Here is a 22095-nt window from a genome sequence, read left to right as displayed (position 1 = left end):
TTTTGGGAACCTTGGTACAGGCAGGCCGGGGATTCCCTCTTTTATTGCTCCCGGAGATGGATCTCCAGCCGCCAGCGGTCATCGACCTCGCTACCGGCCCACTCACCTTGCAGTGGCCGGGCCGCCACTACCGTCAGCAACAACCCCCCATCACTCAAACGCACGCGCCAGTTCACGTCTTTGCCGTTGATCTTGAGCTGGCCTTTCTGCGCCTTGCCTTCGGCCTCGAACAGCAACGCGACGCTGCCATCCACCACCTCGCCATGGGTCTTGGGTTCGTTGTTGAACCACACCACCAACCCATCGTCGGTGACCTCGACCTGCTGCAATTCAGTGGGGTCGGGCGTGGTCAGGCGACCGATCATCAGGCCCACCATCAGCCCGACAATCGCCAGCGAACCTATCACTCGCGGGAATAGTTTCGAACGGTTGTCCACGGGCGGCGTAGAATGCCGCTCATCTTTACCTTCGGAGCCGTGCATGTTTCACGTCATCCTCTTCCAACCAGAAATTCCGCCGAATACCGGCAACGTTATCAGGCTGTGCGCCAACAGTGGCTGCCACCTGCATTTGATCGAACCGCTGGGCTTCGAGATGGACGATAAGCGCCTGCGCCGGGCCGGCCTCGATTACCACGAGTACGCCACCCTGCAACGCCACGCCGACCTGGCCAGTTGCCTGGAAAGCCTCGGTCATCCACGGCTGTTCGCGTTCACCACCAAGGGCTCGCGGCCGTTCCACGATGCCAGCTTCGCCGAGGGCGACGCTTTCCTGTTCGGCCCGGAAAGCCGTGGCTTGCCCGCCGAAGTGCTCGATGCACTCCCAGGCGAACAACGCCTGCGCCTGCCGATGCGCGAAGGCTGCCGCAGCCTGAACCTGTCCAACACCGTTGCCGTCGCGGTATACGAAGGCTGGCGCCAACTAGGCTTTAAATAACACCACAAACAAATGTGGGAGCGAGCCTGCTCGCGAAAGCGGTGTGCCAGACGACAATGTTGTCACTGACACTCCCATTCGCGAGCAGGCTCGCTCCCACATTGAAACTGCTTTGGTGCTTAGGACCGCTTATTGAACGGTTGGAGTCTCGCCAGCCGCCTGCATGCGTTGCAGTTCTTGTGCGTACAGCGCGTCGAAGTTCACCGGAGCCAGCATCAGGGCCGGGAACGAACCGCGGGTCACCAGGCTGTCCAGGGTTTCTCGAGCGTACGGGAACAGGATGTTCGGGCAGAACGCGCCGAGGGTGTGGCTCATCGAAGCGTCGTCCAGGTTCTTGATCAGGAAGATCCCGGCCTGTTGCACTTCAGCGATGAACGCTACTTCTTCACCGTTTTTCACGGTAACCGACAAAGTCAGCACGACTTCGTGGAAGTCACCTTCCAAAGCCTTTTGACGGGTGTTCAGATCCAGACCGACGCTCGGTTCCCACTGCTGGCGGAAGATCGCCGGGCTTTTCGGGGCTTCGAAGGACAAGTCACGTACGTAGATGCGCTGCAAGGAGAATTGCGGTGCGGTTTCTTCTTCGCTAGCTGCAGTGTTCTGTTGGTCAGTCATCTCAGATCCTTTCTGATCTTTGGTCTTTTAGGGTTTGCTGTTCTTGGGTGCTTAAGTCAGGCCTTGAGCATGGCGTCGAGCTTACCGGCACGCTCAAGGGCAAACAAATCATCACAGCCACCGATGTGGCGCTCGCCGATCCAGATCTGCGGCACGGACGTACGCCCGGCTTTCTGGGCCATGGCGGCACGCACCTGCGGCTTGCCATCGACCTTGATCTCTTCGAAGGCCACACCTTTGTTCTCGAGCAAGTACTTGGCTCGCGAGCAGTAAGGGCAGTAATCGCTGGAATAGACGACGACGTTGCTCATATCACTTCACCAGCGGCAGGTTGTCGCCCTTCCAGCTGGAAATCCCGCCGGAGAGCTTGGCGGCGGTGAAGCCGGATTTCATCAGTTCGCGGGCATGGGTGCCGGCGGTCTGGCCCTGGGCATCGACCAGAATGATGGTCTTGGCCTTGTGCTTTTCCAGTTCGCCAACGCGAGCGGTCAACTTGTCGTGAGGAATGTTCAACGCGCCAACGATATGGCCAGCGGCGAAATCCTTGGTCGAACGAATGTCGATCACCACGCCTGCGTCCTTGTTGACCAGCCCGGTCAGCTCGCCGGTGCTCAGGCTGCGACCGCCGCCTTTCATCTCATGGGCGATCAGCAGAGCCAGCAGAACAACGAAAATACCGGCCAGCAAATAGTGGGTGGTGGCAAATGCAATCAGGTGATCAAGCATTTAAGGTGGTTCCAGGGCGTTAAAAGTGGGCCAGTATACACAGCCCCTAGGGTGGGCCAAACCCCGTCCGGCGGTGACGGCGCAGGAACTTCGCTTTAAACTGCCACTCCCTTTTCCATCGCCCTCTTTTTAACTCAGCCACGAGTGGAATCCATGACTACCACGCCTAAACCTTTGGTCCTGATCATTCTCGATGGCTTCGGTCACAGTGAGAGCCACGAAGCCAACGCCGTGTACTCGGCGAAGAAGCCAGTCCTGGACCGTCTGACCGCCAGCGTACCGAACGGCCTGATCTCGGGCAGCGGCATGGACGTCGGCTTGCCGGACGGCCAGATGGGCAACTCCGAAGTCGGCCACATGAACCTCGGCGCCGGCCGCGTGGTGTATCAGGACTTCACCCGTGTGACCAAATCGATCCGCGACGGCGAGTTCTTCGAGAACCCGACTATCTGCGCCGCCGTCGATAAAGCCGTCGCTGCTGGCAAAGCCGTGCACTTCATGGGCCTGTTGTCCGATGGCGGCGTGCACAGTCATCAGGATCACCTGGTCGCCATGGCCGAACTGGCCTTCAAGCGCGGCGCAGAAAAAATCTACCTGCACGCCTTCCTCGACGGTCGCGACACCCCGCCGAAAAGCGCCCAGTCGTCCATCGAACTGCTCGACGCGACGTTCCAGGCCCTCGGCAAAGGCCGGATCGCCAGCATCGTCGGCCGCTATTTCGCCATGGACCGTGATAACCGTTGGGACCGTGTAGCCCAGGCTTACAACCTGATTGTCGACGGCAACGGTGAATTCAACGCCGCCACCGCACAGGAAGGCCTGCAAGCCGCTTACGAGCGTGGCGAGAGCGACGAATTCGTCAAAGCCACCTCGATCGGCGAACCGGTGAAAGTCGAAGACGGCGACGCCGTGGTGTTCATGAACTTCCGCGCTGACCGCGCCCGTGAACTGACCCGCGTGTTCGTCGAAGACGATTTCAAGGACTTCGAACGGGCGCGCCAACCGAAATTGGCCGGTTTCGTGATGCTGACCCAATACGCCGCCAGCATTCCTGCACCGTCGGCCTTCGCCGCCGGCAGCCTGGAAAACGTGCTGGGCGATTACCTGGCGAAAAACGGCAAGACCCAACTGCGTATCGCTGAAACCGAAAAATATGCCCACGTGACCTTCTTCTTCTCCGGCGGTCGCGAAGAACCGTTCCCGGGCGAAGAACGCATCCTGATCCCGTCGCCAAAAGTCGCCACCTATGACTTGCAGCCCGAGATGAGCGCCCCGGAAGTCACCGACCGTATCGTCGACGCCATTGAAAACCAGCGTTACGACGTGATCGTGGTCAACTACGCCAACGGCGACATGGTCGGCCACAGCGGCAACCTCGAAGCTGCGGTGAAAGCTGTGGAATGCCTGGACCTGTGCGTCGGTCGCATCACCGCCGCGCTGGAAAAAGTCGGCGGCGAAGCCTTGATCACTGCCGACCACGGCAACTGCGAAAAAATGTCCGACGAAGAAACCCACCAGGCGCACACCGCTCACACCACCGAGCCGGTGCCGTTCATCTATGTCGGCAAGCGTGACTTCAAGGTCCGCGATGGCGGCGTATTGGCGGATGTCGCGCCGACCATGCTGATGCTGATGGGCCTGGAAATCCCGAAAGAAATGACCGGGACTTCGATTTTGGTGTAATCGCCCTTTCAAACACCGAAAAACCCTGTGGGAGCGAGCCTGCTCGCGAAGAGGGAGTGTCAGTCGATATCGATGTTGACTGACACACCGCTTTCGCGAGCAGGCTCGCTCCCACATTGGTTTTCAGCGTTTTTCGGGCCAGTTATCACACAGTCCCAATTGGGCATTTTTTTTGCGGCGCTTGCCGGGCATACTAGGCCGTCCCTTTCCCTGGTATCACCCGCCTCTATGCTTCGCGTCCTGATAGCCCTCGCTCTGACTTGCCTGCTCCAACCGGCCTTTGCTGACGAGCGCGCGCAAACCCAACAACAGTTGGACGCCACGCGTCAGGACATTGCCGAGCTGAAAAAACTGCTGAGCAAGGTGCAGGAAGAAAAATCCGGTGTGCAAAAGGACCTCAAGGGCACCGAGACCGAGATGGGCAAGCTCGAGAAGCAGGTCGATGCCCTGCAAAAAGAGCTGAAGAAAAGCGAATCCGAGCTGCAGCGACTCGATGGTGAGAAAAAAAAACTCCAGAGCGCGCGCATTGAACAGCAACGACTGATCGCCATCCAGGCCCGCGCGGCCTATCAGAATGGCCGTCAGGAGTACCTCAAGCTGCTGCTCAACCAGCAAAATCCTGAAAAATTCGCCCGCACCCTCACTTATTACGACTACCTGAGCCAGGCCCGCCTGGAGCAGTTGAAGAACTTCAACGAAACCCTGCGCCAACTGGCCAACGTCGAAAAAGACATTTCGATGCAACAGGCTCAGTTGCTGGTGCAAAAAAGTAGCCTCGACAGCCAGCGCGACGAACTCGACAAGGTTCGCCAGGAACGCCAAAAGGCCCTGGCCAAGCTCAACGACGACGTCAAGGCACGCGATCAGAAGCTCGCCGCCCGCGAGCAGGATCAGGCAGACCTGTCTAAAGTCCTTAAAACCATCGAAGAAACCCTGGCTCGCCAGGCTCGTGAGGCAGAAGAAGCGCGACAAAAAGCGCTGATTGCCCAGCAGGAAGCCGAAAAAAAGCGTTTACGTGAGGCTCAGGAACAGGCCGACGCCAACACTGATGCCCCACGCAAACCCGCTAAACCGACACCTGGTGCGCTGGTTTCCAGTTCAGGCGAGACCTTTGGCGGCGCATTTGCTTCAGCCCGCGGCAAACTTCCATGGCCGGTTGATGGTCGACTGTTGGCGCGCTTCGGTGAAAGCCGCGGCGACGATGCCCGGACCAAGTGGGACGGCGTGATGATCAGCGCCTCCGCCGGCAGCCAAGTGCATGCCGTTCACGGTGGTCGCGTAGTGTTCGCCGACTGGTTGCGCGGTGCCGGGCTGCTGGTGATTCTGGACCACGGCAACGGTTTTTTGAGTCTTTACGGTCACAACCAGACGCTGCTCAAGTCTGCGGGTGATGTGGTTAAAGCCGGTGAGTCCATCTCCACTGTCGGTAACAGTGGCGGCCAGGACACACCAGCGCTGTATTTCGCAATTCGTCAGCAGGGTCACCCGAGTGATCCAGCGCAATGGTGTCGTGCGCAAGGATAAGCACGGCATCTAATTCAGGAGTTCGTTCGACATGCTGCATTTGTCCCGCCTTACCTCGCTGGCCCTGACGATCGCCCTGGTGATCGGCGCGCCTCTGGCGTTTGCCGCTCAGCCTGCCCCGGCGGCTGCGCCAGCTCCTGCACCTGCGGGCACCGCTGCGACCACCAAGGCGCCATTGCCCCTGGAAGAGTTGCGCACCTTTGCCGAGGTCATGGACCGGATCAAAGCCGCGTATGTCGAACCGGTAGACGACAAGACCCTGCTGGAAAATGCCATCAAAGGCATGCTCAGTAATCTCGACCCGCACTCCGCCTACCTGGGCCCGGAAGACTTCGCTGAACTGCAGGAAAGCACCAGCGGCGAATTCGGCGGCCTGGGCATCGAAGTCGGTGCCGAAGACGGCTTCATCAAAGTGGTGTCGCCAATCGACGACACCCCGGCGTCCAAGGCTGGCATTCAGGCGGGCGACTTCATCGTCAAGATCAACGGCGCACCGACTCGTGGCCAGACCATGACTGAAGCCGTGGACAAGATGCGCGGCAAGATCGGCCAGAAAATCACCCTGACCCTGGTACGCGACGGTGGCACGCCATTCGACGTGGTGCTGACTCGCGCCACGATCCAGGTCAAGAGCGTCAAGGCGCAGCTGCTGGAATCGGGCTACGGCTACATCCGCATCACCCAGTTCCAGGTCAAGACCGGCGAAGAAGTTTCCAAGGCGCTGGCCAAGTTGCGCAAGGACAACGGCAAGAAGCTCAACGGCATCATCCTCGACCTGCGTAACAACCCGGGCGGCGTGCTGCAAGCGGCGGTGGAAGTGGTCGACCACTTCATCACCAAGGGCCTGATCGTCTACACCAAGGGCCGCATCGCCAACTCCGAACTGCGCTTCTCCGCTACCGGCAAAGACGAAAGCGAAGCCGTGCCAATGGTTGTGCTGATCAACGGCGGCAGCGCCTCGGCCTCGGAAATCGTCGCCGGCGCCTTGCAGGATCAGAAACGCGCCGTGCTGATGGGCACCACCAGTTTCGGCAAAGGCTCGGTACAAACCGTGCTGCCGCTGAACAACGATCGCGCCCTGAAGATCACCACCGCGCTGTACTTCACGCCGAACGGTCGCTCGATCCAGGCGCAGGGCATCGTCCCGGACATCGAAGTGCGCAAGGCCAAGATCACCAACGAACAGGACGGCGAGTACTTCAAGGAAGCCGATCTGCAAGGTCACTTGGGCAATGGCAACGGCGGCGCCGACAAGCCGACGTCCAGCAGCAAAGCCAAGGCAATGCCGCAGGATGACGATTACCAATTGGCCCAGGCCCTGAGCCTGCTCAAAGGGCTGAGCATCACCTCCGGCCGCTGAGATGCGCTTGCGCTTCATCCTCGGTTTGTTGTGCTGTCTGGCGGGTGCTGCTCACGCAGAGCCCGCCAAGACCTCCCCGCACAAGGCTTACCTGACACTGATCATCGATGACCTGGGGCAGAACCTGCCCCGGGATCGTCGCGTGCTCGCCCTGCCCGGCCCGGTGACCACGGCAATCATGCCCGACACACCCCACGCCGCTGAATTCGCCCGCGAAGCCCATCGCGCCGGCAAAGTCGTCATCCTGCACATGCCCATGGACCCGGCCACCGGTCCGTTCGCCTGGCATCCTGACCTGCCCATCGAAGAGCTGGAAAAGCGCCTCAACGCCGCGTTCAAGGCTGTGCCGTACACCGCCGGCATCAACAACCACATGGGCAGCCGCATGACCGCCCAGCAACCGGCCATGGCCTGGTTGATGGCGGACTTGCAGCGCCGACATAAATTCTTCGTCGACAGCCGCACCAGCGCGCAAACCGTGGGCGCGGCCGAAGCGCAGAAGATTAGCTTGGCGAGCGTTTCGCGAGATGTGTTTCTCGATGATGAGCGCACTGAGGCAGCAATCTTCACTCAGTTGCAAACGGCGATCAGCCTGGCGCACAAGCAAGGTTCGGCGGTGATGATCGGGCACCCGTATCCGCAGACGTTGGCGGTGCTGGAGCGCGAATTGCCGAAGCTGAAGGCTCAGGGAATTGACTGGATCGACATCAAAATGATGATCAGCGTGCGCAGCAATCGGGCGACGGCTGCGCATGGGAAGGATGGCGTGTACCGGTAATTCGCAACACCTCTAGCCACTGTGGGAGCGAGCTTGCTCGCGATGAGGCCTTAACATTCAACATCTTCATTGACTGTTACGCCGCCATCGCGAGCAAGCTCGCTCCCACAGTGTTTTGTGTTGAGCCAAATTCCGTCGCTGATCCCTAGAGATACTTCGCCATGATGTCGTCCACCACGCCTTCCTTGCGCATCTGATCCAGCGCCGCTTGAAGCTTGGCGACAATCTCATCCGGCACGTCTTTATTCAGCGCCAGGTACAACTCGGCGCTGTTGAAGCGCAGCACTGTCTTGAGTCCGGTCACGCCGTCCTGCCGAGCCAGATAACGGCCAGCCGGATCACCCGTGGCCCACAGATCAATCTGTCCATTGACCAATTTCTTGGCATTGTCCTGATCCCGCAGCACCACAATCGGCTTCAAGCCCTGCTTGGCCAACGTCTCGGCAATCGCATCGCCCTTGTAGGCGCCGATCTTGTATTTGCGCGCCTGATCCAGCGTCTCGAGGGTGATCTTGCTGTCCGCCTTGGCCAGCATGATCCAGTCATCCGGGCCGATCGGGCCGACCCACTTGAAGAGCTTCTCGCGGTCCGGCAGCCGCGCCATCACAAACACGCCGTAACCGGGTTTCTCCAGGGCGAGTTTGTAGATTCGCTCCCAAGGGAAACGCAGCGTCAGGCTGTAGGTGATGTCGGTGCGCTTGAACATCTCGCGGACGATGTCCACGGCGATGCCGTTGATGTTCTCGTCCTGAGCGAAGTTTTTGCCGTTCTTTGCCATGTTGTATGGCGGGAAGTTTTCCGTCAGCAGCACCAGATCGGTGGCGGGACTTTCTTCGGCGCGGGCTCCGTTGATGAGCAACAGAGAAGCGCTGGCGAGGACGAGCAGAAAACGTTTGAACATGTCGGGCTACCGGAATCCATGGCGTGCCCAAGAGTGCCCTGAGCCCGCCATGCTGTCCACTGGCCTGTATCGCTTTGTTTAGCGCATCACGATTCCGCGATGGGCCATATAGGCCTTGGCTTCCTGCACGGTGTATTCGCCGAAGTGGAAAATACTCGCCGCCAGCACCGCGCTGGCGTGGCCTTCGATGATGCCGTCGGCCAAATGCTGCAGGTTGCCGACGCCGCCGGAAGCGATCACTGGAATGCCCAGCGCATCGCTGATCGCACGGGTAACGCCCAGGTCGAAGCCGTTTTTCATGCCGTCCTGATCCATGCTGGTCAGGAGGATTTCACCGGCGCCCAGGCCTTCCATCTTCTTCGCCCATTCAACGGCGTCGAGACCGGTCGGCTTGCGCCCGCCGTGGGTGAAGATTTCCCAGCGCGGGGTTTCGCCCGGACCGGAGACTTTCTTCGCGTCGATGGCGACGACGATGCACTGCGAACCGAAATGCTGCGCCGCTTCACCGACGAATTCCGGGTTGAACACGGCAGCAGTGTTGATCGAGACCTTGTCCGCGCCGGCATTCAGCAAGTTGCGAATGTCTTGCACGGTGCGTACACCGCCACCCACGGTCAGCGGGATAAACACCTGGCTGGCCATGCGCTCGACGGTGTGCAGCGTGGTGTCGCGACCATCGACGCTGGCGGTGATGTCGAGGAAGGTAATCTCGTCGGCACCCTGCTCGTCGTAACGACGGGCGATTTCCACCGGGTCACCGGCGTCGCGGATGTTTTCGAACTTCACACCTTTGACGACCCGGCCGTTATCCACGTCCAGGCAAGGGATGATGCGTTTGGCCAGCGCCATGGTCAGTCCTCAGCCTTTGTACGAATCGCAGAAAGCTTGCGCTTCCGCGACGTCGAGGGTGCCTTCGTAGATCGCCCGGCCGGTGATGGCGCCGATGATGCCTGGCGCCTTGGCGTCAAGCAGCGACTTGATGTCACCCAGGTTGTGAATGCCGCCGGAAGCGATCACCGGAATGCGCGTGGCAGCGGCCAGCGCGGCGGTGAACGGAACGTTGCAGCCCTGCATCATGCCGTCTTTGGCGATGTCGGTATAAACGATCGCGGACACGCCGTCGGCTTCGAATTGCTTGGCCAGGTCGATCACCTGAATGGTGCTGATTTCAGCCCAGCCGTCGGTGGCGACAAAACCGTCTTTAGCGTCGAGGCCAACGATGACCTTGCCCGGGAATGCGCGGCAGGCTTCTGCGACGAAGGCCGGGTCTTTCACAGCCTTGGTGCCGATGATCACGTAGCTCACGCCCGCTTTCACGTAGTGCTCGATGGTTTCCAGGGAACGGATACCGCCGCCGATCTGGATCGGCAGGTTCGGGTAGCGCTTGGCAATCGCGGTGACCACTTCGCCGTTGACCGGCTGACCTTCGAAGGCGCCGTTCAGGTCGACCAGATGCAGACGACGGCAACCGCCCTCTACCCACTTGGCAGCCATGCTCACCGGGTCATCGGAGAACACCGTGGAATCTTCCATGCGCCCCTGGCGCAGACGAACACAGGCACCGTCCTTGAGATCGATAGCGGGAATAATTAGCATGCTTTTCCTTCGTCAAAGAGCTGCAAGCTGCAAGCCATAAGCTGCAAGCGCGCACGCGTTTCTACTTCTTGCAGCTTGCAGCTTGAAGCTTGCAGCTGCTCCTATTCTTTCTCGAGCGCCCACAGGTCGCTTTCGATGCTTTCGAACCTTTCTTTAAGGTGCGTCTGCACATCGAAAATCGCCCTGTTGTAATAGTGCGGCGCGATTTCGCGGGTAAACAGCTCAAGAATTTCCGCCGCTTCGAACGAACCCAGGTCCAGTTCGAAGCGATCCTCCATGAACCGCTTGATCTTGTGATTGGCCTCGTTCTCCTGTTCGGGAGTGAGGGTCAGGATCGGCGGTTTGGATTTCTTGACGGCCATTTACCAGCGACCATCCCACGCGGCGAAGTTCTGCAGCAATTGCAGGCCATGGGTATGGCTTTTCTCCGGGTGGAACTGCACGGCGAAACGCGAGCCGTCGGCCAGCGCCGCAGCGAAATCGACACCGTAGTGACCGCCACCCACCACTTGCCGCGGGTTGCCGGCAGCGATGTAGTAGCTGTGCACAAAGTAGAAACGCGCCAGGTCCGGAATGTTGTGCCACAGCGGATGACTCACCGTCTGCTTCACTTCGTTCCAGCCCATGTGCGGGACTTTCAGGTGTTCGCCGTCTTCATGCAGGTCTTTGCCGAAGAACTTCACCGCGCCCGGGAACAGGCCGATGCAGTCCACGCCGTCGTTTTCTTCACTGCTGTCGAGCAAGGCTTGCATGCCGACGCAGATGCCGAGGAACGGACGGTCCTGACTGACTTCACGCACGAGGGAGTCGAAACCCAAACGACGGATCTCCGCCATGCAGTCGCGAATCGCGCCGACGCCGGGGAAAACCACCCGGTCGGCTTCGCGAATCGCATCGGCATCGCTGGTGATCAAGACCTTGCCGGCACCGACGTGCTCGAGGGCCTTGGCCACCGAGTGCAGGTTGCCCATGCCGTAATCGATAACCGCGACCGTCTGCATTACAGAACGCCCTTGGTCGATGGCATTTGCCCGGCCATGCGGTCATCCAGCTCCACCGCCATGCGCAGGGCGCGGCCGAAAGCCTTGAACACGGTTTCGATCTGGTGGTGAGTGTTGGTGCCGCGCAGGTTGTCGATGTGCAGGCTGACGAGGGCATGGTTGACGAAGCCCTGGAAGAATTCCTGGAACAGGTCAACGTCGAAGCCGCCAACGGTGGCGCGGGTGTAGGGAACGTGCATCTGCAGGCCAGGGCGGCCGGAGAAGTCGATCACCACGCGCGACAGCGCTTCATCGAGCGGCACGTAGGCGTGGCCGTAGCGACGGATGCCTTTCTTGTCGCCGATGGCTTTGGCAAAGGCCTGACCCAGGGTGATACCGACGTCTTCCACGGTGTGGTGGTCGTCGATATGCAGGTCGCCCTTGCTGACAATATCCAGGTCGATCAGCCCGTGACGGGCGATCTGGTCCAGCATGTGCTCAAGAAAAGGAACACCGATATCAAATCGGGCCTTTCCGGTGCCATCCAGGTTGATCGAGGCTATGATCTGGGTTTCCAGAGTGTCGCGCTCGACAGACGCCTTACGTTCGGCCATCACCAGCTCCGCAAAATCATTGGGCGAAAAAGGCAGCCATTATAGGGGCGCGGGCCGGAAACAGAAACACGAGACGTGATATGGCTGACGGACAGACTCCCGGGTTGTCGGGGATAGACATGTCCATACAAGCGGATTTGATGGCGCCTGAAACAAATGTGGGAGCGAGCCTGCTCGCGAAGGGGCCATCACATTCAACATTTCTGTCGACTGTCAGACCGCATTCGCGAGCAGGCTCGCTCCCACAGGGGTAGTGCGTTTACAGACTTAGTGGAACAGAACCGCCGTCTTCTGCAAGGTCACCCAAACACCCCAAGCCAACGGAATCCCCACCACCAGCCAAGCGGCAATCGCCAATGGCTTGGTGCCCGGTGCAGCTTTCCACTCCAGAACGGTGCTGCTGTCAGCACCTTTGTCGTGGCCCAGCGCCTGTTCGGCGGCCAGTTCAGCGTCGGTCATGAAGTACTTGTCGGCCACCGGACGTACCAGCAGGTTGCACAGGAAACCCAGCACCAACAGGCCCGCGAGGATGTACAGCGTGATGTCGTAAGCCGCGGCACGTTCAACGCCGATGCTCAGTTGATACTCACGCAGGTAGTTCACCAACACCGGACCCAACACGCCCGCCGCCGCCCACGCCGTCAACAAACGACCGTGGATCGCGCCGACCATTTGCGTACCGAAGAGGTCAGCCAGGTAAGCCGGAACAGTCGCAAAACCGCCGCCGTACATCGACAGGATGATGCAGAACGCCGCCACGAACAGCGCAACGTTACCCAGATGACCGAGGTTCGGGATCAGCGCGTACAGGGCAAAGCCCAGGGCGAAGAACACGAAATAGGTGTTTTTACGACCCAGGTAATCGGAGAACGAAGCCCAGAAGAACCGGCCGCCGATGTTGAACAGGCTCAGCAAGCCAGTAAAACCGGCCGCAATCGCTGCGATCGAAGCCAGTTGCCCGGCGTCCAGTTTGCCGAATGGCAGGTCTACACCAATCAATTTGCCGCCGAACACTTCCTGCAACAGCGGCGAAGCCATGCCGAGGATGCCGATACCGGCGGATACGTTCAGGCACAGCACCAGCCACACCAGACGGAATTGCGGGGTTTTCCAGGCGACGTTCACGTGGACGTGACGATGAGTGATCATCGCGTTCGCCACTTTTTTCGCCGGAGCGGTCCAGCCTTCAGGCTTCCAGCCGGTTGGCGGAACGCGGTAGGACAATGCGCCGCCGATCATGAACACGAAGTAGATCGCGGCCATCACCAGGAAGCTCTGCCACACGCCCACGCCGGTCGGCGAAGCAAAGTGGCCCATCAGGGCCGCTGCCAGCGGAGCACCAACCATCGCGCCACCACCGAAACCCATGATCGCCATACCCGTCGCCATACCGCGCTTGTCCGGGAACCACTTGATCAGGGTCGAAACCGGCGAGATGTAGCCCAGGCCCAGGCCGATACCGCCAATGACCCCGGAGCCAACCCACATCAGCCAGATCTGGTGGGTATAAATCCCCAGCGCCGAAATCAGCAGACCACCGCACCAGCACAGTGCCGATACAACGCCAGCCTTACGCGGCCCAGCATGTTCCAGCCAGCCACCCCAGATCGCTGCCGAGCAGCCGAGGAAGATGAAGAACAGGGTGTAGATCCAGCCGAGCATCGAGATCGGCCAGTCACATTGGGACGAGAAGATTTGCGAGATGAAGCTCATGTCCGGCGCACAAGCGACCGGAGCAGTGACGCCCAGGGCCTTGGACAGCGGCAACCAGAACACCGAGAAGCCGTAGGCCATGCCGATGCAAAGGTGAATGGCCAAAGCGGCCGGTGGTACCAGCCAACGGTTGAAACCGGGCTTGGCGATAATGCGTTCCTTGGACAGGAACGCGGGCTGGCCGGCATTAACGCCGTCCGCCGTGATGCTCGTGCTCATTGTGTATCCCCCAATTATTAGTATGGTTCGCCAGCCACTCCTCACCTCCGGCCTTTATGCACGCAGGCATGACCTTTTTTAAGTGAAGCTCCCTTTAGGCGCGACGTTAAGTCGCAGAAGGACGGACGAACCCGCAGAGGTTACCATTTGCTCGTGACAGAAAAACCAAACTGACATCACCTTTTGTATGTCGTCTGACCTCTTTTCTCTGTAGGCGTAGCCTTCGGCAGCGCTTACAGAGGTGATATCTGTAAAAATTTCTTACAGGAACCGCCATGCCGATCATCGTCGAGCCGCTGAACGAAGCCACTTACCAGGATCAGCAAGATCTGCAAAAGATCTACCGCGACGCGCCGGACTGGCTGTTTGCGCCATTTGCCGGTGAAGTGCAGTTGATTGAGGGTTGCCTGCGGGACGGCTCGCTGATCGCCGGGCGCTTCAACGATCGGCTACTCGGTGCGGCACGTCTGCAACGTCAACAGGACGTCTGGCATCTGTCGCAAATTTGCGTGAGAAAAATTACCCGTCGCCGTGGGGTGGCGGAGCGCCTGGTGAACGAAGCACAGAAAATGGCGTCGCAATCGGGCGCGACATTACGTTTGCTGGCGCCTGCCGGGCACTTGGAAGCCCAGGCACTGGCGGCCAAACTGAACGTGCCGCTGGACGTGCTGCCCATATGAACTGACCGGTCGTCAGTTTCGGAGCGCTATACTCCCCGGCTAAATTTTGAATTCGACTAACTACAAGGACTCGCCCATGAAAGCGTTCGGCAAAATCCTGGGTCTGGTACTTCTCGGGCTGTTGCTGATCATTGTGGCGCTGGGCTTTGCCCTGACGCACCTCTTCGATCCCAACGACTATAAAGACGAGATTCGCCAGATTGCCCGCGACAAGGCCCACATCGAGCTGACGCTCAATGGCGACATCGGCTGGAGCCTGTTCCCGTGGCTAGGCCTGGAATTGCACGAAGCCAGTGTCGCGACCCTGGTCAAACCCACCGAACCGTTCGCTGACCTGCAGATGCTCGGTCTGTCGGTGCGCGTGCTGCCGCTGCTGCGCCGTGAAGTGCAGATGAGCGACGTCCGCGTCGAAGGCCTGAACCTGCGCCTGAACCGCGACAAGGACGGCCACGGCAACTGGGAAGACATCGGCAAGATCCCGGCCCCGGCGAATACCGGCGCGACCCCGCCCGCCGTTCCCGCTGGCGAACCGGCCCCGGAAACCCCGGTCGTCGCGGAAAAACCACCGCAACCGATCCGCCTGGACATCGACAGCCTGACCGTGAACAACGCGCGGGTTGAATACAACGATGAGAAAACCGGCAAGAGCTACACCGCCGAAAGCATCCAGATGAGCACCGGCGCGGTTCACGATTCGACCAATATTCCGCTCAAACTCACCGCGTTCTTGTCCTCTAACCAGCCGGCGCTGCGTGTGCGTACCGAGCTGAACGGCGAGTTGCGCATTGCCCGCGCGCTCCAGCGTTACCAGTTCGAAGACATGAAACTGTCGGGCGAAGTGACCGGCGACCCGCTGCAAGGCAAGACCATGACCTTCGCCGCCCAGGGTCAGTTGCTGCTGGATAAAGCTGCCAACGTCGCCGAATGGACCGGTATCAAGATCTCCGCCAACCAGTTGCGTGCCTTGGGCGAACTGAAGGTCAACGACCTCGACAAGACGCCGCAGATCAATGGCGGCCTGTCGATTGCCCAGTTTGACCTGGCGAAATTCGTCGACAGCATCGGCCAGAAACTTCCGGCCATGGCCGAAGGCAGCCTGAGCAAAGTCGAGTTGGTCAGCCGTCTGGCCGGCACGCCGACCAGCCTGTCGTTCGACAACATCAACCTGAAAGTCGACGACAGCACCTTCAGCGGCCGCATCGCCATCGAGGACTTCGCCAAACAATCGCTGCGCGCGATCCTCAAGGCCGACACGTTCAACGTCGACCGTTACCTGCCGCCAAAATCCGCCGAAGCCAACAGCGCCACGCAAGTGCGTCAGGCCGAAGTGGCCAGCACCGAGGCCGATGCCATGGCGGGCGCGGGCAGCACGCCGCTACCGGAATCACCGACCAAAGGCGCGTGGAGCACCGAACGCCTGTTGCCGGTGGAACGCCTGGCCAAACTCGACGTGGATGCAGACCTGACCTTCGGCCAACTGACCCTCGATAAACTGCCGATCCAGAATGCAGCGCTCAAGGCCAACGGCCAGGGCGGCCTGCTGACTCTGGAGAACCTGCGCGGTGACTTGTACAACGGCAACTTCGAAGCCAAGGGCACCCTCGACGTGCGTCAGCAAGTACCAGCGCTGAGCATGCAGACCCACATCACCAAAGTGCCGGTGGAAAAAATCCTCGAAAGCCAGGGCAAGAATCCGCCCGTCAAAGGCCTGGTGACGCTCACCAGCGCACTGACCGGCAGCGGCAACAGCCAGAAAGCGCTGGTCGAAACCCTCAACGGCAACGCCAGTTTTGTCATCAATAACGGCGTGCTGCTCAACGCCAACCTTGAACAACAGCTGTGCAAAGGCATCGCCACCCTGAACCGTAAAAGTCTCAGCGGCGAACCGCGGGGCAAGGACACGCCGTTCCAGGAACTCAAGGGCAACCTGACCTTCCGCAACGGCGTGGCGAGCAACCCGGACATGAAAGTGCGCATCCCGGGCATGACCGTCAACGGTGACGGCGACGTCGATCTGCGGGTGCTGGGCATGGACTATCGCGTCGGCATCATCGTCGAAGGCGACACCAGCGCGATGCCCGATCCGGCCTGTCAGGTCGGCGAGAAGTTCGTCGGCATCGAGTGGCCGCTGCGCTGCCGTGGCCCGCTGGAACTCGGCGCCAAGGCCTGCCGCGTGGACAACGAACGCATGGGCCAGGTCGCCGCCAAACTGGCGGGTGAGAAGCTCAGCGACAAGATCGACGAGAAGCTCGGTGACAAGGTCAGCCCGGAACTTAAAAACGCATTGAAGGGGCTGTTCAAGCGATGAGAGCCGAGCAGTTTTCATCGGCGGTGCTGGATTGGTACGACCGCCACGGCCGCCACGATTTGCCTTGGCAACAGGGCATCACCCCGTATCGGGTGTGGGTCTCGGAAATCATGTTGCAGCAGACCCAGGTCAGCACCGTGCTGAATTACTTCGACCGCTTCATGGCGTCGCTGCCAACGGTCGAAGCCTTGGCCGCTGCACCGGAAGACGAAGTGCTGCATCTGTGGACGGGGCTGGGTTACTACACCCGCGCGCGCAATTTGCAGAAGACCGCGAAGATCGTCGTCGCTGAATATGGCGGCGAGTTTCCCCGTGATGTGGAAAAACTGGTTGAGCTGCCGGGCATCGGTTTGTCCACCGCCGGCGCCATCGCCAGCCTGAGCATGGGCCTGCGCGCGCCGATCCTCGACGGCAACGTCAAACGCGTGCTGGCGCGCTTTACCGCGCAAGAGGGCTATCCGGGCGAGCCGAAGGTCGCGAAACAGCTCTGGGCGAACGCTGAGCGCTTTACGCCGCATGATCGGGTCAACGCCTACACCCAGGCGATGATGGATCTGGGCGCCACGCTCTGCACCCGCAGCAAACCGAGCTGCCTGCTCTGCCCGCTGGAAAAGGGCTGCGAAGCGCACATGCTCGGCCTGGAAACCCGCTACCCGATCCCCAAGCCGCGCAAAGCCGTACCGCAGAAGCGCACGCTGATGCCAATGCTCGCCAACGGCGAAGGCGCGATTCTGCTTTACCGTCGCCCTTCCACGGGCCTGTGGGGCGGTTTGTGGAGCTTGCCGGAACTCGATGACCTCGACGACCTGCAACATCTCGCCACGCAGCACTCGCTGGAGCTGGGCAGCCAACAAGCGCTGCCGGCCCTGGTGCACACCTTCAGCCACTTCCAGTTGTCCATCGAACCCTGGCTGGTTCAGGTCCAGGAGGCCGGCCATCACGTGGCCGAGGCCGACTGGCTCTGGTATAACCTCGCCACCCCGCCGCGCCTGGGCCTTGCCGCCCCGGTCAAAACCTTGCTCGAACGCGCGGCCGCCGTATTGAACGCAGGAGAGTCGTCATGACCCGCACCATCATGTGCCGCAAGTACAAAGAAGAATTGCCCGCCCTGGAGCGAGCCCCGTTCCCTGGCGCAAAAGGCCAGGACATTTTTGATCACGTCTCCGCCAAGGCCTGGGCCGACTGGCAGAAACACCAGACCCTGCTGATCAACGAAAAACGCCTGAACATGATGAACGCCGAAGATCGCAAATATCTTCAGGGCGAGATGGACAAGTTCTTTTCCGGCGAGGAATACGCCCAGGCTGAAGGCTACGTTCCGCCAGCTGAATAATCCCGTTGTTGTGGGGGTCGGAACGTAAGCGACGGTAATAATTAAAATTTTTTTGAAAACTTTCTTGACGACCCCCTGAAAAACCAGTTTAATGCGCCCCGTTGCCCAGATAGCTCAGTCGGTAGAGCAGGGGATTGAAAATCCCCGTGTCGGCGGTTCGATTCCGTCTCTGGGCACCAAATACCGAAAACCCTGAATCGCAAGATTCAGGGTTTTTTTATGCCTGCGATTTGATCAGGCACGGTTAGGCCGTCCAATCTGCGGCACTGGCATAGCGTCAGCGCCTTTGGCTTGCCGACCTTAGACGCCGAGGCATTCTGACTGTATCGAATAGTGCCTATCGAACCGAACAAGCCGAAGCGCAAACGCGTACGTGGTGAGCCCGTGGAATGCCTGGAGCCTCACAAGACGCTCCAGGCTTATGTAGCGTCATAGCGTGTTGATGTAATCCACTGGCAACAAGACCGTATCCAGCGCGGCGTCCACCGGCAGTGAAACGACGGTGATGACCGGGCAGACGATCATGAAGTAGCAAATGACAGCTGCCGGCATTCCGCTGCTGCCACCTCCCCTCGCGCCAAGTAAGTGCAGGCTGCCGTCGACACCTTTGTAGTAGTTCTCTTCCGACGCGCCATTCATTCGGCCGATCATGGTTCCGCAACCGGCCAGCATCAGAGCAAGGCTCATAACAGAGCCCAATCGTAAAATCCCTTTCAAATCCAGCATCCCTTTGTCGCGGTTCATGAGGCGCGGGATTGTAACGGCAAAGGACTGCTTATCGCCGCAAGCGACCAATCCGTTTACTCATCACCATTCCAGTGGAAAACCAGATTACGTGGCGTACCGCTTCCGACATCGGTCGTGTCGTGCTTCGCCTCGCCATTACGGGTCGCAACGACCGTGTATTTGCCGGCAGGTAACTGAACGTACACCAAGGGGCCTGCCTGGCTCAGGGTCAGCACGGTTTGCGCCTGGGCGTTTTGGATGACCACATCAACGTCGGGAATGTATTTGTTATCGACACCGACAGAGAACGTCATATGCAGGTTGTAACCCTTGGCCTGCTGAATAGCTTTGGATTCATCCTCGCCGATACCACCGGACAGGTAGCTGATCCCGTTTTGTTGCTGCGGCTGGACTTGCACGCCTGAGCTGTCGATTGGATCAAGGCTGGCGGCATGCAACAGGACTGGGAACATCAATACGCCAAGGGCGGCGAGTGACAATACGAAGGAATGGACGTGCTTCATGATGACGACTCCCGGGCTCCACTGAACCCATTCGCTACTCCCCTTAGATTTCGGGCGGGATGCTCAAGTTTTAGATTGATTGGGACTTGGGGTCACTGCGAATGGGACTACATGCTGTATTCCAAATGCCTCGGGCGTCGTCGGCCTGATCCCGCAAAACGAATCTGGCATTTCCTTCCAATCTATCAGCCGCGCCCGGCATCGCTGACCAATGCGTCGTTGGCATTCTTTTCCGTCAGTTCATCCAACTGCGGAAGACTTCATGAGCAACCTCAAACCCGAAGACACTCAAGACCCACATCTCGCCTCACTGCTCGGCAAACTTGGCGAGCTGATTCGCCAGGCGCGCCAGAAAGTGCTGAGAGCGGTCGATACGGCTCAGGTGCAAACCTGTTGGCAGATTGGGCGACATATTGTGGAGTTCGAGCAGCAAGGGGCTCGGCGGGCGGTGTATGGCAAACAGTTGTTGTTGACGCTTTCACAGAGTTTGACAGCGGAGTTCGGAAAGGGCTTTGACGAGACTAACTTGCGGAAAATGCGCCTGTTTTATCAGACGTTTCCAATTCGAGACGCACTGCGTCTCGAATTGAGCTGGACCCACTACCGCCGACTGCTGCGAGTCGACAGTGACAGCGCCCGCCAGTGGTACATGGACGAAGCCGCCAGCCAGAACTGGTCAAGCCGCGCCCTGGAACGCCAGATCAACACCCTCTACTACGAGCGCCTGCTGATGAGTCGGGACAAGTCCGTCGTCATGGCCGAAGCCGCCACCAACATCCATGCGATGCTCGAAAGCCCTCGGGAATTCATCCGCGATCCCGTGATGCTGGAGTTTCTCGGCTTGCCCAATGCAGGCCTCGTTCTGGAAACCGAACTTGAACAAGCACTCATCGAGCAACTCCAGGGTTTCCTGCTTGAGCTGGGCAAAGGCTTTGCCTTTGTCGCCCGCCAGCAACGCATAAGCACCGAGGGCAGAGATTTCTACATCGATCTGGTGTTCTACAACTACCTGCTCAAATGCTTTGTCATCTTCGATCTCAAGCGCGGTGAATTGACCCACCAGGATGTCGGGCAAATGGACATGTATGTGCGCATGTACGACGACCTCAAGCGCAGCGACGAAGACGGACCAACCGTCGGCATCATTCTTTGCGCACAAAAAAACGAGTCCGTAGTGCGCTACTCGGTGTTACAGGGCAACGAACAACTGTTCGCCAGCAAATACAAACTGGTGTTGCCGAGCGAGGAGGAATTGCGGACGGAGCTGGATCGAGAGCGGGCGGCAATTGAAGAGCGTCTCCGTTGTCAGGCATCGCGATGAACGAGTCAGCCCTCCAAATTTACTTACGAGAGAAATACCCAAAGGAGACCTCCGCCTGCGAGTGGAAGGAATTCAAAAACCTCACCCACGCCGTGTCCGGCCGTAAGGGTGCAGACATCGCAAGCTACCTATCGCAAGACTAGCCATTGCAGACAACGTAGCTGGATTGTTGCGTAAACGAGGACTGATTGAAGGGCGCAAACCAAACTATTACGCCGCGGCCCAGATAGCGCGCAGCACAGGCAACCAAAGCGACTACATTCGCAACCGCGCATTCAATGATGTCTACTACAAAGACTTGGTTCTCGATTACTTAGGGCAATACGGATCAGCGTCACGACTTGAGTTGGTCACGCTGATCCTAGACAAACTGTCAGACGCTTTAGACGACAAACAGAAGCAAAACAAATTTCGCAATCTGCTGCATTCGATGTCTACGCGCGACAGAAGCATTGAAAAATCAGGTGGTTTGCATAAAGGTCGCTGGATAATCAGGCACGCGTCCGACGTCGAAGATTAGACAAACTCTAGATAAACTTCCTCGCACCAAAATGGCTTGGTCAGCAACGGAGCGCCAATGAGGCAACACATCCAATCCGCGCAACCTCCAACACCCCAAGCCGAAGAGTCGCCCATCAGAACCGCCGCAGCTTCTTTCAAAGAACCCGCCGCAGACGGCTTCATCCTCGGCGGCTTCACTTGGCGGCACGCTCAACCGGACGCGAATCTCCCAGTCGTGATCATCAACGCCGCCACCTCGGTCCGCTGCCGCCACTACTCGCGCTTCGCCGACTACCTGTTCGCCAACGGCTTTGACGTCATCACCTACGACTACCGTGGCATCGGCGAATCACGGCCGGCTTCTTTGAAAGGACTCGACGCCACATGGACCGACTGGGGCGCGCTGGACTTCGAAGCGATGCTAAAGCGCGCACAGCGGGATTTCCCCGGTCAGCCGATCGATGTGGTCGGCCACAGCTTTGGCGGCTGTGCGGCAGGCCTGGGAGCCTCTGGGCACTTGATCCGGCACTTGGTGACCGTCGGTGCGCAGTTCGCTTACTGGCGCGACTACGCGCCGGCCCATCGTTGGCGGATGTTCGGCAAGTGGCATCTGGTGATGCCATTGGTGACAATGATCTGCGGCTACTTCCCCGGCAAACGTTTCGGCTGGCTTGAAGACACGCCCGCCGGTGTCGTCCGCGATTGGAGTACGCCTACCGACCGATACGAGAAGCGCCCTAGCGGCCGTGTGATCCACGCACAACACGGCCGGCTGCCGTTCGCCAACGTCAGTGCGAAAACCTTGGCCATCAGCGTCAGCGACGATCCTTACGGCACCATCCCGGCCATCGAACGCCTGCTCGGTTACTTCACTGGCAGCATGACCACCCATCTGCGAATCGAGCCGAAAGACATCGGCGAAGAAGAAGTCGGACATTTCGCCTTTTTTCGTAGCCCATACCAAGCCACACTATGGCCCATTGCATTGTCCTGGCTGCAAAACGGCGAACTGGCCCCCGATACCCCCGGGCGGCGAGTGCCCCGCAGCTGAGTGACC

25 protein-coding genes and 1 tRNA gene are annotated in these 22095 nt (G+C 59.4%); 13 read left to right on the top strand and 13 right to left on the bottom strand.

The window, feature by feature from the left end:
- Positions 1-41 precede the first annotated feature (41 nt).
- Entirely contained in the window at positions 42-482 is a 441-nt protein-coding gene (locus ACIOYV_RS27755) for a hypothetical protein (protein ID WP_265042571.1), read from the bottom strand.
- Here ACIOYV_RS27755 and ACIOYV_RS27750 point away from each other — a divergent pair.
- A complete protein-coding gene (locus ACIOYV_RS27750) occupies positions 481-936 on the top strand; it encodes a tRNA (cytidine(34)-2'-O)-methyltransferase (RefSeq protein ID WP_007949025.1) in 456 nt (151 codons plus the stop codon). The two genes, ACIOYV_RS27755 and ACIOYV_RS27750, sit on opposite strands and share 2 nt — an antisense overlap.
- A gap of 129 nt (positions 937-1065) precedes the next feature.
- On the opposite strand, the gene secB is transcribed toward ACIOYV_RS27750, so the two are convergent.
- Genes secB through ACIOYV_RS27735 form a run of 3 tightly spaced genes read right to left on the bottom strand, consistent with a single transcriptional unit; the run spans position 1066 to position 2277 of the window.
- On the bottom strand, positions 1066-1551 hold the full coding sequence (gene secB, locus ACIOYV_RS27745) for a protein-export chaperone SecB (RefSeq protein ID WP_007897410.1): 486 nt from the start codon (positions 1549-1551) through the stop codon (positions 1066-1068).
- A gap of 56 nt (positions 1552-1607) precedes the next feature.
- A complete protein-coding gene (grxC, locus tag ACIOYV_RS27740) occupies positions 1608-1862 on the bottom strand; it encodes a glutaredoxin 3 (protein ID WP_010464569.1) in 255 nt (84 codons plus the stop codon).
- 1 nt (position 1863) lies between these two features.
- A complete protein-coding gene (locus tag ACIOYV_RS27735; protein WP_054055299.1) occupies positions 1864-2277 on the bottom strand; it encodes a rhodanese-like domain-containing protein in 414 nt (137 codons plus the stop codon).
- 153 nt (positions 2278-2430) lie between these two features.
- Here ACIOYV_RS27735 and gpmI point away from each other — a divergent pair, with 153 nt between their 5' ends.
- From gpmI to ACIOYV_RS27715, 4 genes are all read left to right on the top strand, one after another.
- A complete protein-coding gene (gene gpmI, locus ACIOYV_RS27730; protein ID WP_054616491.1) occupies positions 2431-3960 on the top strand; it encodes a 2,3-bisphosphoglycerate-independent phosphoglycerate mutase in 1530 nt (509 codons plus the stop codon).
- A gap of 228 nt (positions 3961-4188) precedes the next feature.
- Positions 4189-5484, top strand: coding sequence for a murein hydrolase activator EnvC (locus ACIOYV_RS27725; RefSeq protein WP_054055294.1), 1296 nt, complete (start codon positions 4189-4191; stop codon positions 5482-5484).
- A 31-nt stretch (positions 5485-5515) separates the two neighbouring features.
- Positions 5516-6844: a S41 family peptidase gene (locus ACIOYV_RS27720; RefSeq protein WP_054616492.1), complete on the top strand. Its 1329-nt coding sequence runs from the start codon at positions 5516-5518 to the stop codon at positions 6842-6844.
- A 1-nt stretch (position 6845) separates the two neighbouring features.
- Complete coding sequence (locus ACIOYV_RS27715) at positions 6846-7622, top strand: divergent polysaccharide deacetylase family protein (protein WP_401328866.1); 777 nt, start codon at positions 6846-6848, stop codon at positions 7620-7622.
- A gap of 145 nt (positions 7623-7767) precedes the next feature.
- On the opposite strand, the gene ACIOYV_RS27710 is transcribed toward ACIOYV_RS27715, so the two are convergent.
- The 7 genes from ACIOYV_RS27710 to ACIOYV_RS27680 form a co-directional block, all read right to left on the bottom strand.
- Complete coding sequence (locus ACIOYV_RS27710) at positions 7768-8523, bottom strand: substrate-binding periplasmic protein (RefSeq protein ID WP_401328863.1); 756 nt, start codon at positions 8521-8523, stop codon at positions 7768-7770.
- A gap of 78 nt (positions 8524-8601) precedes the next feature.
- Positions 8602-9372, bottom strand: a complete 771-nt coding sequence (gene hisF / locus ACIOYV_RS27705) for an imidazole glycerol phosphate synthase subunit HisF (RefSeq protein ID WP_007972752.1) — start codon at positions 9370-9372, stop codon at positions 8602-8604.
- Positions 9373-9381: 9 nt separating this feature from the next.
- Entirely contained in the window at positions 9382-10119 is a 738-nt protein-coding gene (gene hisA / locus ACIOYV_RS27700) for a 1-(5-phosphoribosyl)-5-[(5-phosphoribosylamino)methylideneamino]imidazole-4-carboxamide isomerase (protein ID WP_010464588.1), read from the bottom strand.
- Between the two features lie 101 nt (positions 10120-10220).
- Positions 10221-10481 (bottom strand): DUF2164 domain-containing protein, encoded by a 261-nt coding sequence (locus tag ACIOYV_RS27695; protein ID WP_401328859.1) that lies wholly within the window; start codon positions 10479-10481, stop codon positions 10221-10223.
- Entirely contained in the window at positions 10482-11120 is a 639-nt protein-coding gene (gene hisH / locus ACIOYV_RS27690) for an imidazole glycerol phosphate synthase subunit HisH (RefSeq protein WP_401328856.1), read from the bottom strand.
- On the bottom strand, positions 11120-11713 hold the full coding sequence (gene hisB / locus ACIOYV_RS27685; protein WP_401328854.1) for an imidazoleglycerol-phosphate dehydratase HisB: 594 nt from the start codon (positions 11711-11713) through the stop codon (positions 11120-11122). The genes hisH and hisB overlap by 1 nt, the downstream gene beginning before the upstream one ends.
- 267 nt (positions 11714-11980) lie before the next feature.
- Positions 11981-13645, bottom strand: a complete 1665-nt coding sequence (locus ACIOYV_RS27680; RefSeq protein ID WP_401328851.1) for an OFA family MFS transporter — start codon at positions 13643-13645, stop codon at positions 11981-11983.
- A gap of 275 nt (positions 13646-13920) precedes the next feature.
- On the opposite strand from ACIOYV_RS27680, the gene ACIOYV_RS27675 reads away from it, so the two are divergent.
- The 5 genes from ACIOYV_RS27675 (at position 13921) to ACIOYV_RS27655 (ending at position 18145) form a co-directional block, all read left to right on the top strand.
- Positions 13921-14325, top strand: a complete 405-nt coding sequence (locus ACIOYV_RS27675) for an acetyl-CoA sensor PanZ family protein (RefSeq protein WP_054616496.1) — start codon at positions 13921-13923, stop codon at positions 14323-14325.
- Positions 14326-14401: 76 nt separating this feature from the next.
- The gene (locus tag ACIOYV_RS27670; RefSeq protein WP_401328849.1) at positions 14402-16633 is read left to right on the top strand and encodes an AsmA family protein; all 2232 of its coding nucleotides are present in this window, start codon (positions 14402-14404) and stop codon (positions 16631-16633) included.
- Entirely contained in the window at positions 16630-17697 is a 1068-nt protein-coding gene (gene mutY / locus ACIOYV_RS27665) for an A/G-specific adenine glycosylase (protein ID WP_163907799.1), read from the top strand. The genes ACIOYV_RS27670 and mutY overlap by 4 nt, the downstream gene beginning before the upstream one ends.
- Positions 17694-17966 carry an oxidative damage protection protein gene (locus tag ACIOYV_RS27660; RefSeq protein ID WP_054054381.1) on the top strand — a complete coding sequence of 91 codons (273 nt, stop codon included), beginning with the start codon at positions 17694-17696 and terminating at the stop codon, positions 17964-17966. The genes mutY and ACIOYV_RS27660 overlap by 4 nt, the downstream gene beginning before the upstream one ends.
- A 103-nt stretch (positions 17967-18069) precedes the next feature.
- Positions 18070-18145 (top strand) — tRNA-Phe (locus ACIOYV_RS27655).
- 250 nt (positions 18146-18395) lie between these two features.
- On the opposite strand, the gene ACIOYV_RS27650 is transcribed toward ACIOYV_RS27655, so the two are convergent.
- Entirely contained in the window at positions 18396-18710 is a 315-nt protein-coding gene (locus tag ACIOYV_RS27650; RefSeq protein ID WP_401328845.1) for a YceK/YidQ family lipoprotein, read from the bottom strand.
- 56 nt (positions 18711-18766) lie between these two features.
- Positions 18767-19216, bottom strand: a complete 450-nt coding sequence (locus ACIOYV_RS27645; protein ID WP_401328842.1) for a carboxypeptidase regulatory-like domain-containing protein — start codon at positions 19214-19216, stop codon at positions 18767-18769.
- Positions 19217-19478: 262 nt separating this feature from the next.
- On the opposite strand from ACIOYV_RS27645, the gene ACIOYV_RS27640 reads away from it, so the two are divergent.
- The 3 genes from ACIOYV_RS27640 (at position 19479) to ACIOYV_RS27630 (ending at position 22089) form a co-directional block, all read left to right on the top strand.
- Positions 19479-20537 (top strand): YhcG family protein, encoded by a 1059-nt coding sequence (locus ACIOYV_RS27640; protein WP_401328840.1) that lies wholly within the window; start codon positions 19479-19481, stop codon positions 20535-20537.
- Positions 20538-20703: 166 nt separating this feature from the next.
- Positions 20704-21057, top strand: coding sequence for a hypothetical protein (locus tag ACIOYV_RS27635; protein WP_401328837.1), 354 nt, complete (start codon positions 20704-20706; stop codon positions 21055-21057).
- Between the two features lie 57 nt (positions 21058-21114).
- Entirely contained in the window at positions 21115-22089 is a 975-nt protein-coding gene (locus ACIOYV_RS27630; RefSeq protein WP_401328834.1) for an alpha/beta fold hydrolase, read from the top strand.
- The last annotated feature ends 6 nt before the right edge of the window (positions 22090-22095 follow it).

Source organism: Pseudomonas sp. NPDC087342, assembly GCF_044744265.1.
Taxonomy (GTDB): domain Bacteria; phylum Pseudomonadota; class Gammaproteobacteria; order Pseudomonadales; family Pseudomonadaceae; genus Aquipseudomonas; species Aquipseudomonas nunensis.
Note: the sequence above shows the minus strand (reverse complement) of the source record. Positions and strands in the feature narration are given on the sequence as shown.

Coding starts and splice junctions, on each gene's coding strand:
- ACIOYV_RS27670 (WP_401328849.1), top strand. CDS start 14,402: ATGAAAGCGTTCGGCAAAATCCTGGGTCTGGTACTTCTCGGGCTGTTG.
- ACIOYV_RS27755 (WP_265042571.1), bottom strand. CDS start 482: ATGCACGGCTCCGAAGGTAAAGATGAGCGGCATTCTACGCCGCCCGTG.
- mutY (WP_163907799.1), top strand. CDS start 16,630: ATGAGAGCCGAGCAGTTTTCATCGGCGGTGCTGGATTGGTACGACCGC.
- ACIOYV_RS27735 (WP_054055299.1), bottom strand. CDS start 2,277: ATGCTTGATCACCTGATTGCATTTGCCACCACCCACTATTTGCTGGCC.
- hisF (WP_007972752.1), bottom strand. CDS start 9,372: ATGGCGCTGGCCAAACGCATCATCCCTTGCCTGGACGTGGATAACGGC.
- ACIOYV_RS27675 (WP_054616496.1), top strand. CDS start 13,921: ATGCCGATCATCGTCGAGCCGCTGAACGAAGCCACTTACCAGGATCAG.
- ACIOYV_RS27720 (WP_054616492.1), top strand. CDS start 5,516: ATGCTGCATTTGTCCCGCCTTACCTCGCTGGCCCTGACGATCGCCCTG.
- ACIOYV_RS27715 (WP_401328866.1), top strand. CDS start 6,846: ATGCGCTTGCGCTTCATCCTCGGTTTGTTGTGCTGTCTGGCGGGTGCT.
- ACIOYV_RS27645 (WP_401328842.1), bottom strand. CDS start 19,216: ATGAAGCACGTCCATTCCTTCGTATTGTCACTCGCCGCCCTTGGCGTA.
- secB (WP_007897410.1), bottom strand. CDS start 1,551: ATGACTGACCAACAGAACACTGCAGCTAGCGAAGAAGAAACCGCACCG.
- ACIOYV_RS27660 (WP_054054381.1), top strand. CDS start 17,694: ATGACCCGCACCATCATGTGCCGCAAGTACAAAGAAGAATTGCCCGCC.
- hisH (WP_401328856.1), bottom strand. CDS start 11,120: ATGCAGACGGTCGCGGTTATCGATTACGGCATGGGCAACCTGCACTCG.
- hisB (WP_401328854.1), bottom strand. CDS start 11,713: ATGGCCGAACGTAAGGCGTCTGTCGAGCGCGACACTCTGGAAACCCAG.
- gpmI (WP_054616491.1), top strand. CDS start 2,431: ATGACTACCACGCCTAAACCTTTGGTCCTGATCATTCTCGATGGCTTC.
- ACIOYV_RS27695 (WP_401328859.1), bottom strand. CDS start 10,481: ATGGCCGTCAAGAAATCCAAACCGCCGATCCTGACCCTCACTCCCGAA.
- grxC (WP_010464569.1), bottom strand. CDS start 1,862: ATGAGCAACGTCGTCGTCTATTCCAGCGATTACTGCCCTTACTGCTCG.
- hisA (WP_010464588.1), bottom strand. CDS start 10,119: ATGCTAATTATTCCCGCTATCGATCTCAAGGACGGTGCCTGTGTTCGT.
- ACIOYV_RS27650 (WP_401328845.1), bottom strand. CDS start 18,710: ATGAACCGCGACAAAGGGATGCTGGATTTGAAAGGGATTTTACGATTG.
- ACIOYV_RS27680 (WP_401328851.1), bottom strand. CDS start 13,645: ATGAGCACGAGCATCACGGCGGACGGCGTTAATGCCGGCCAGCCCGCG.
- ACIOYV_RS27630 (WP_401328834.1), top strand. CDS start 21,115: ATGAGGCAACACATCCAATCCGCGCAACCTCCAACACCCCAAGCCGAA.
- ACIOYV_RS27640 (WP_401328840.1), top strand. CDS start 19,479: ATGAGCAACCTCAAACCCGAAGACACTCAAGACCCACATCTCGCCTCA.
- ACIOYV_RS27710 (WP_401328863.1), bottom strand. CDS start 8,523: ATGTTCAAACGTTTTCTGCTCGTCCTCGCCAGCGCTTCTCTGTTGCTC.
- ACIOYV_RS27750 (WP_007949025.1), top strand. CDS start 481: ATGTTTCACGTCATCCTCTTCCAACCAGAAATTCCGCCGAATACCGGC.
- ACIOYV_RS27725 (WP_054055294.1), top strand. CDS start 4,189: ATGCTTCGCGTCCTGATAGCCCTCGCTCTGACTTGCCTGCTCCAACCG.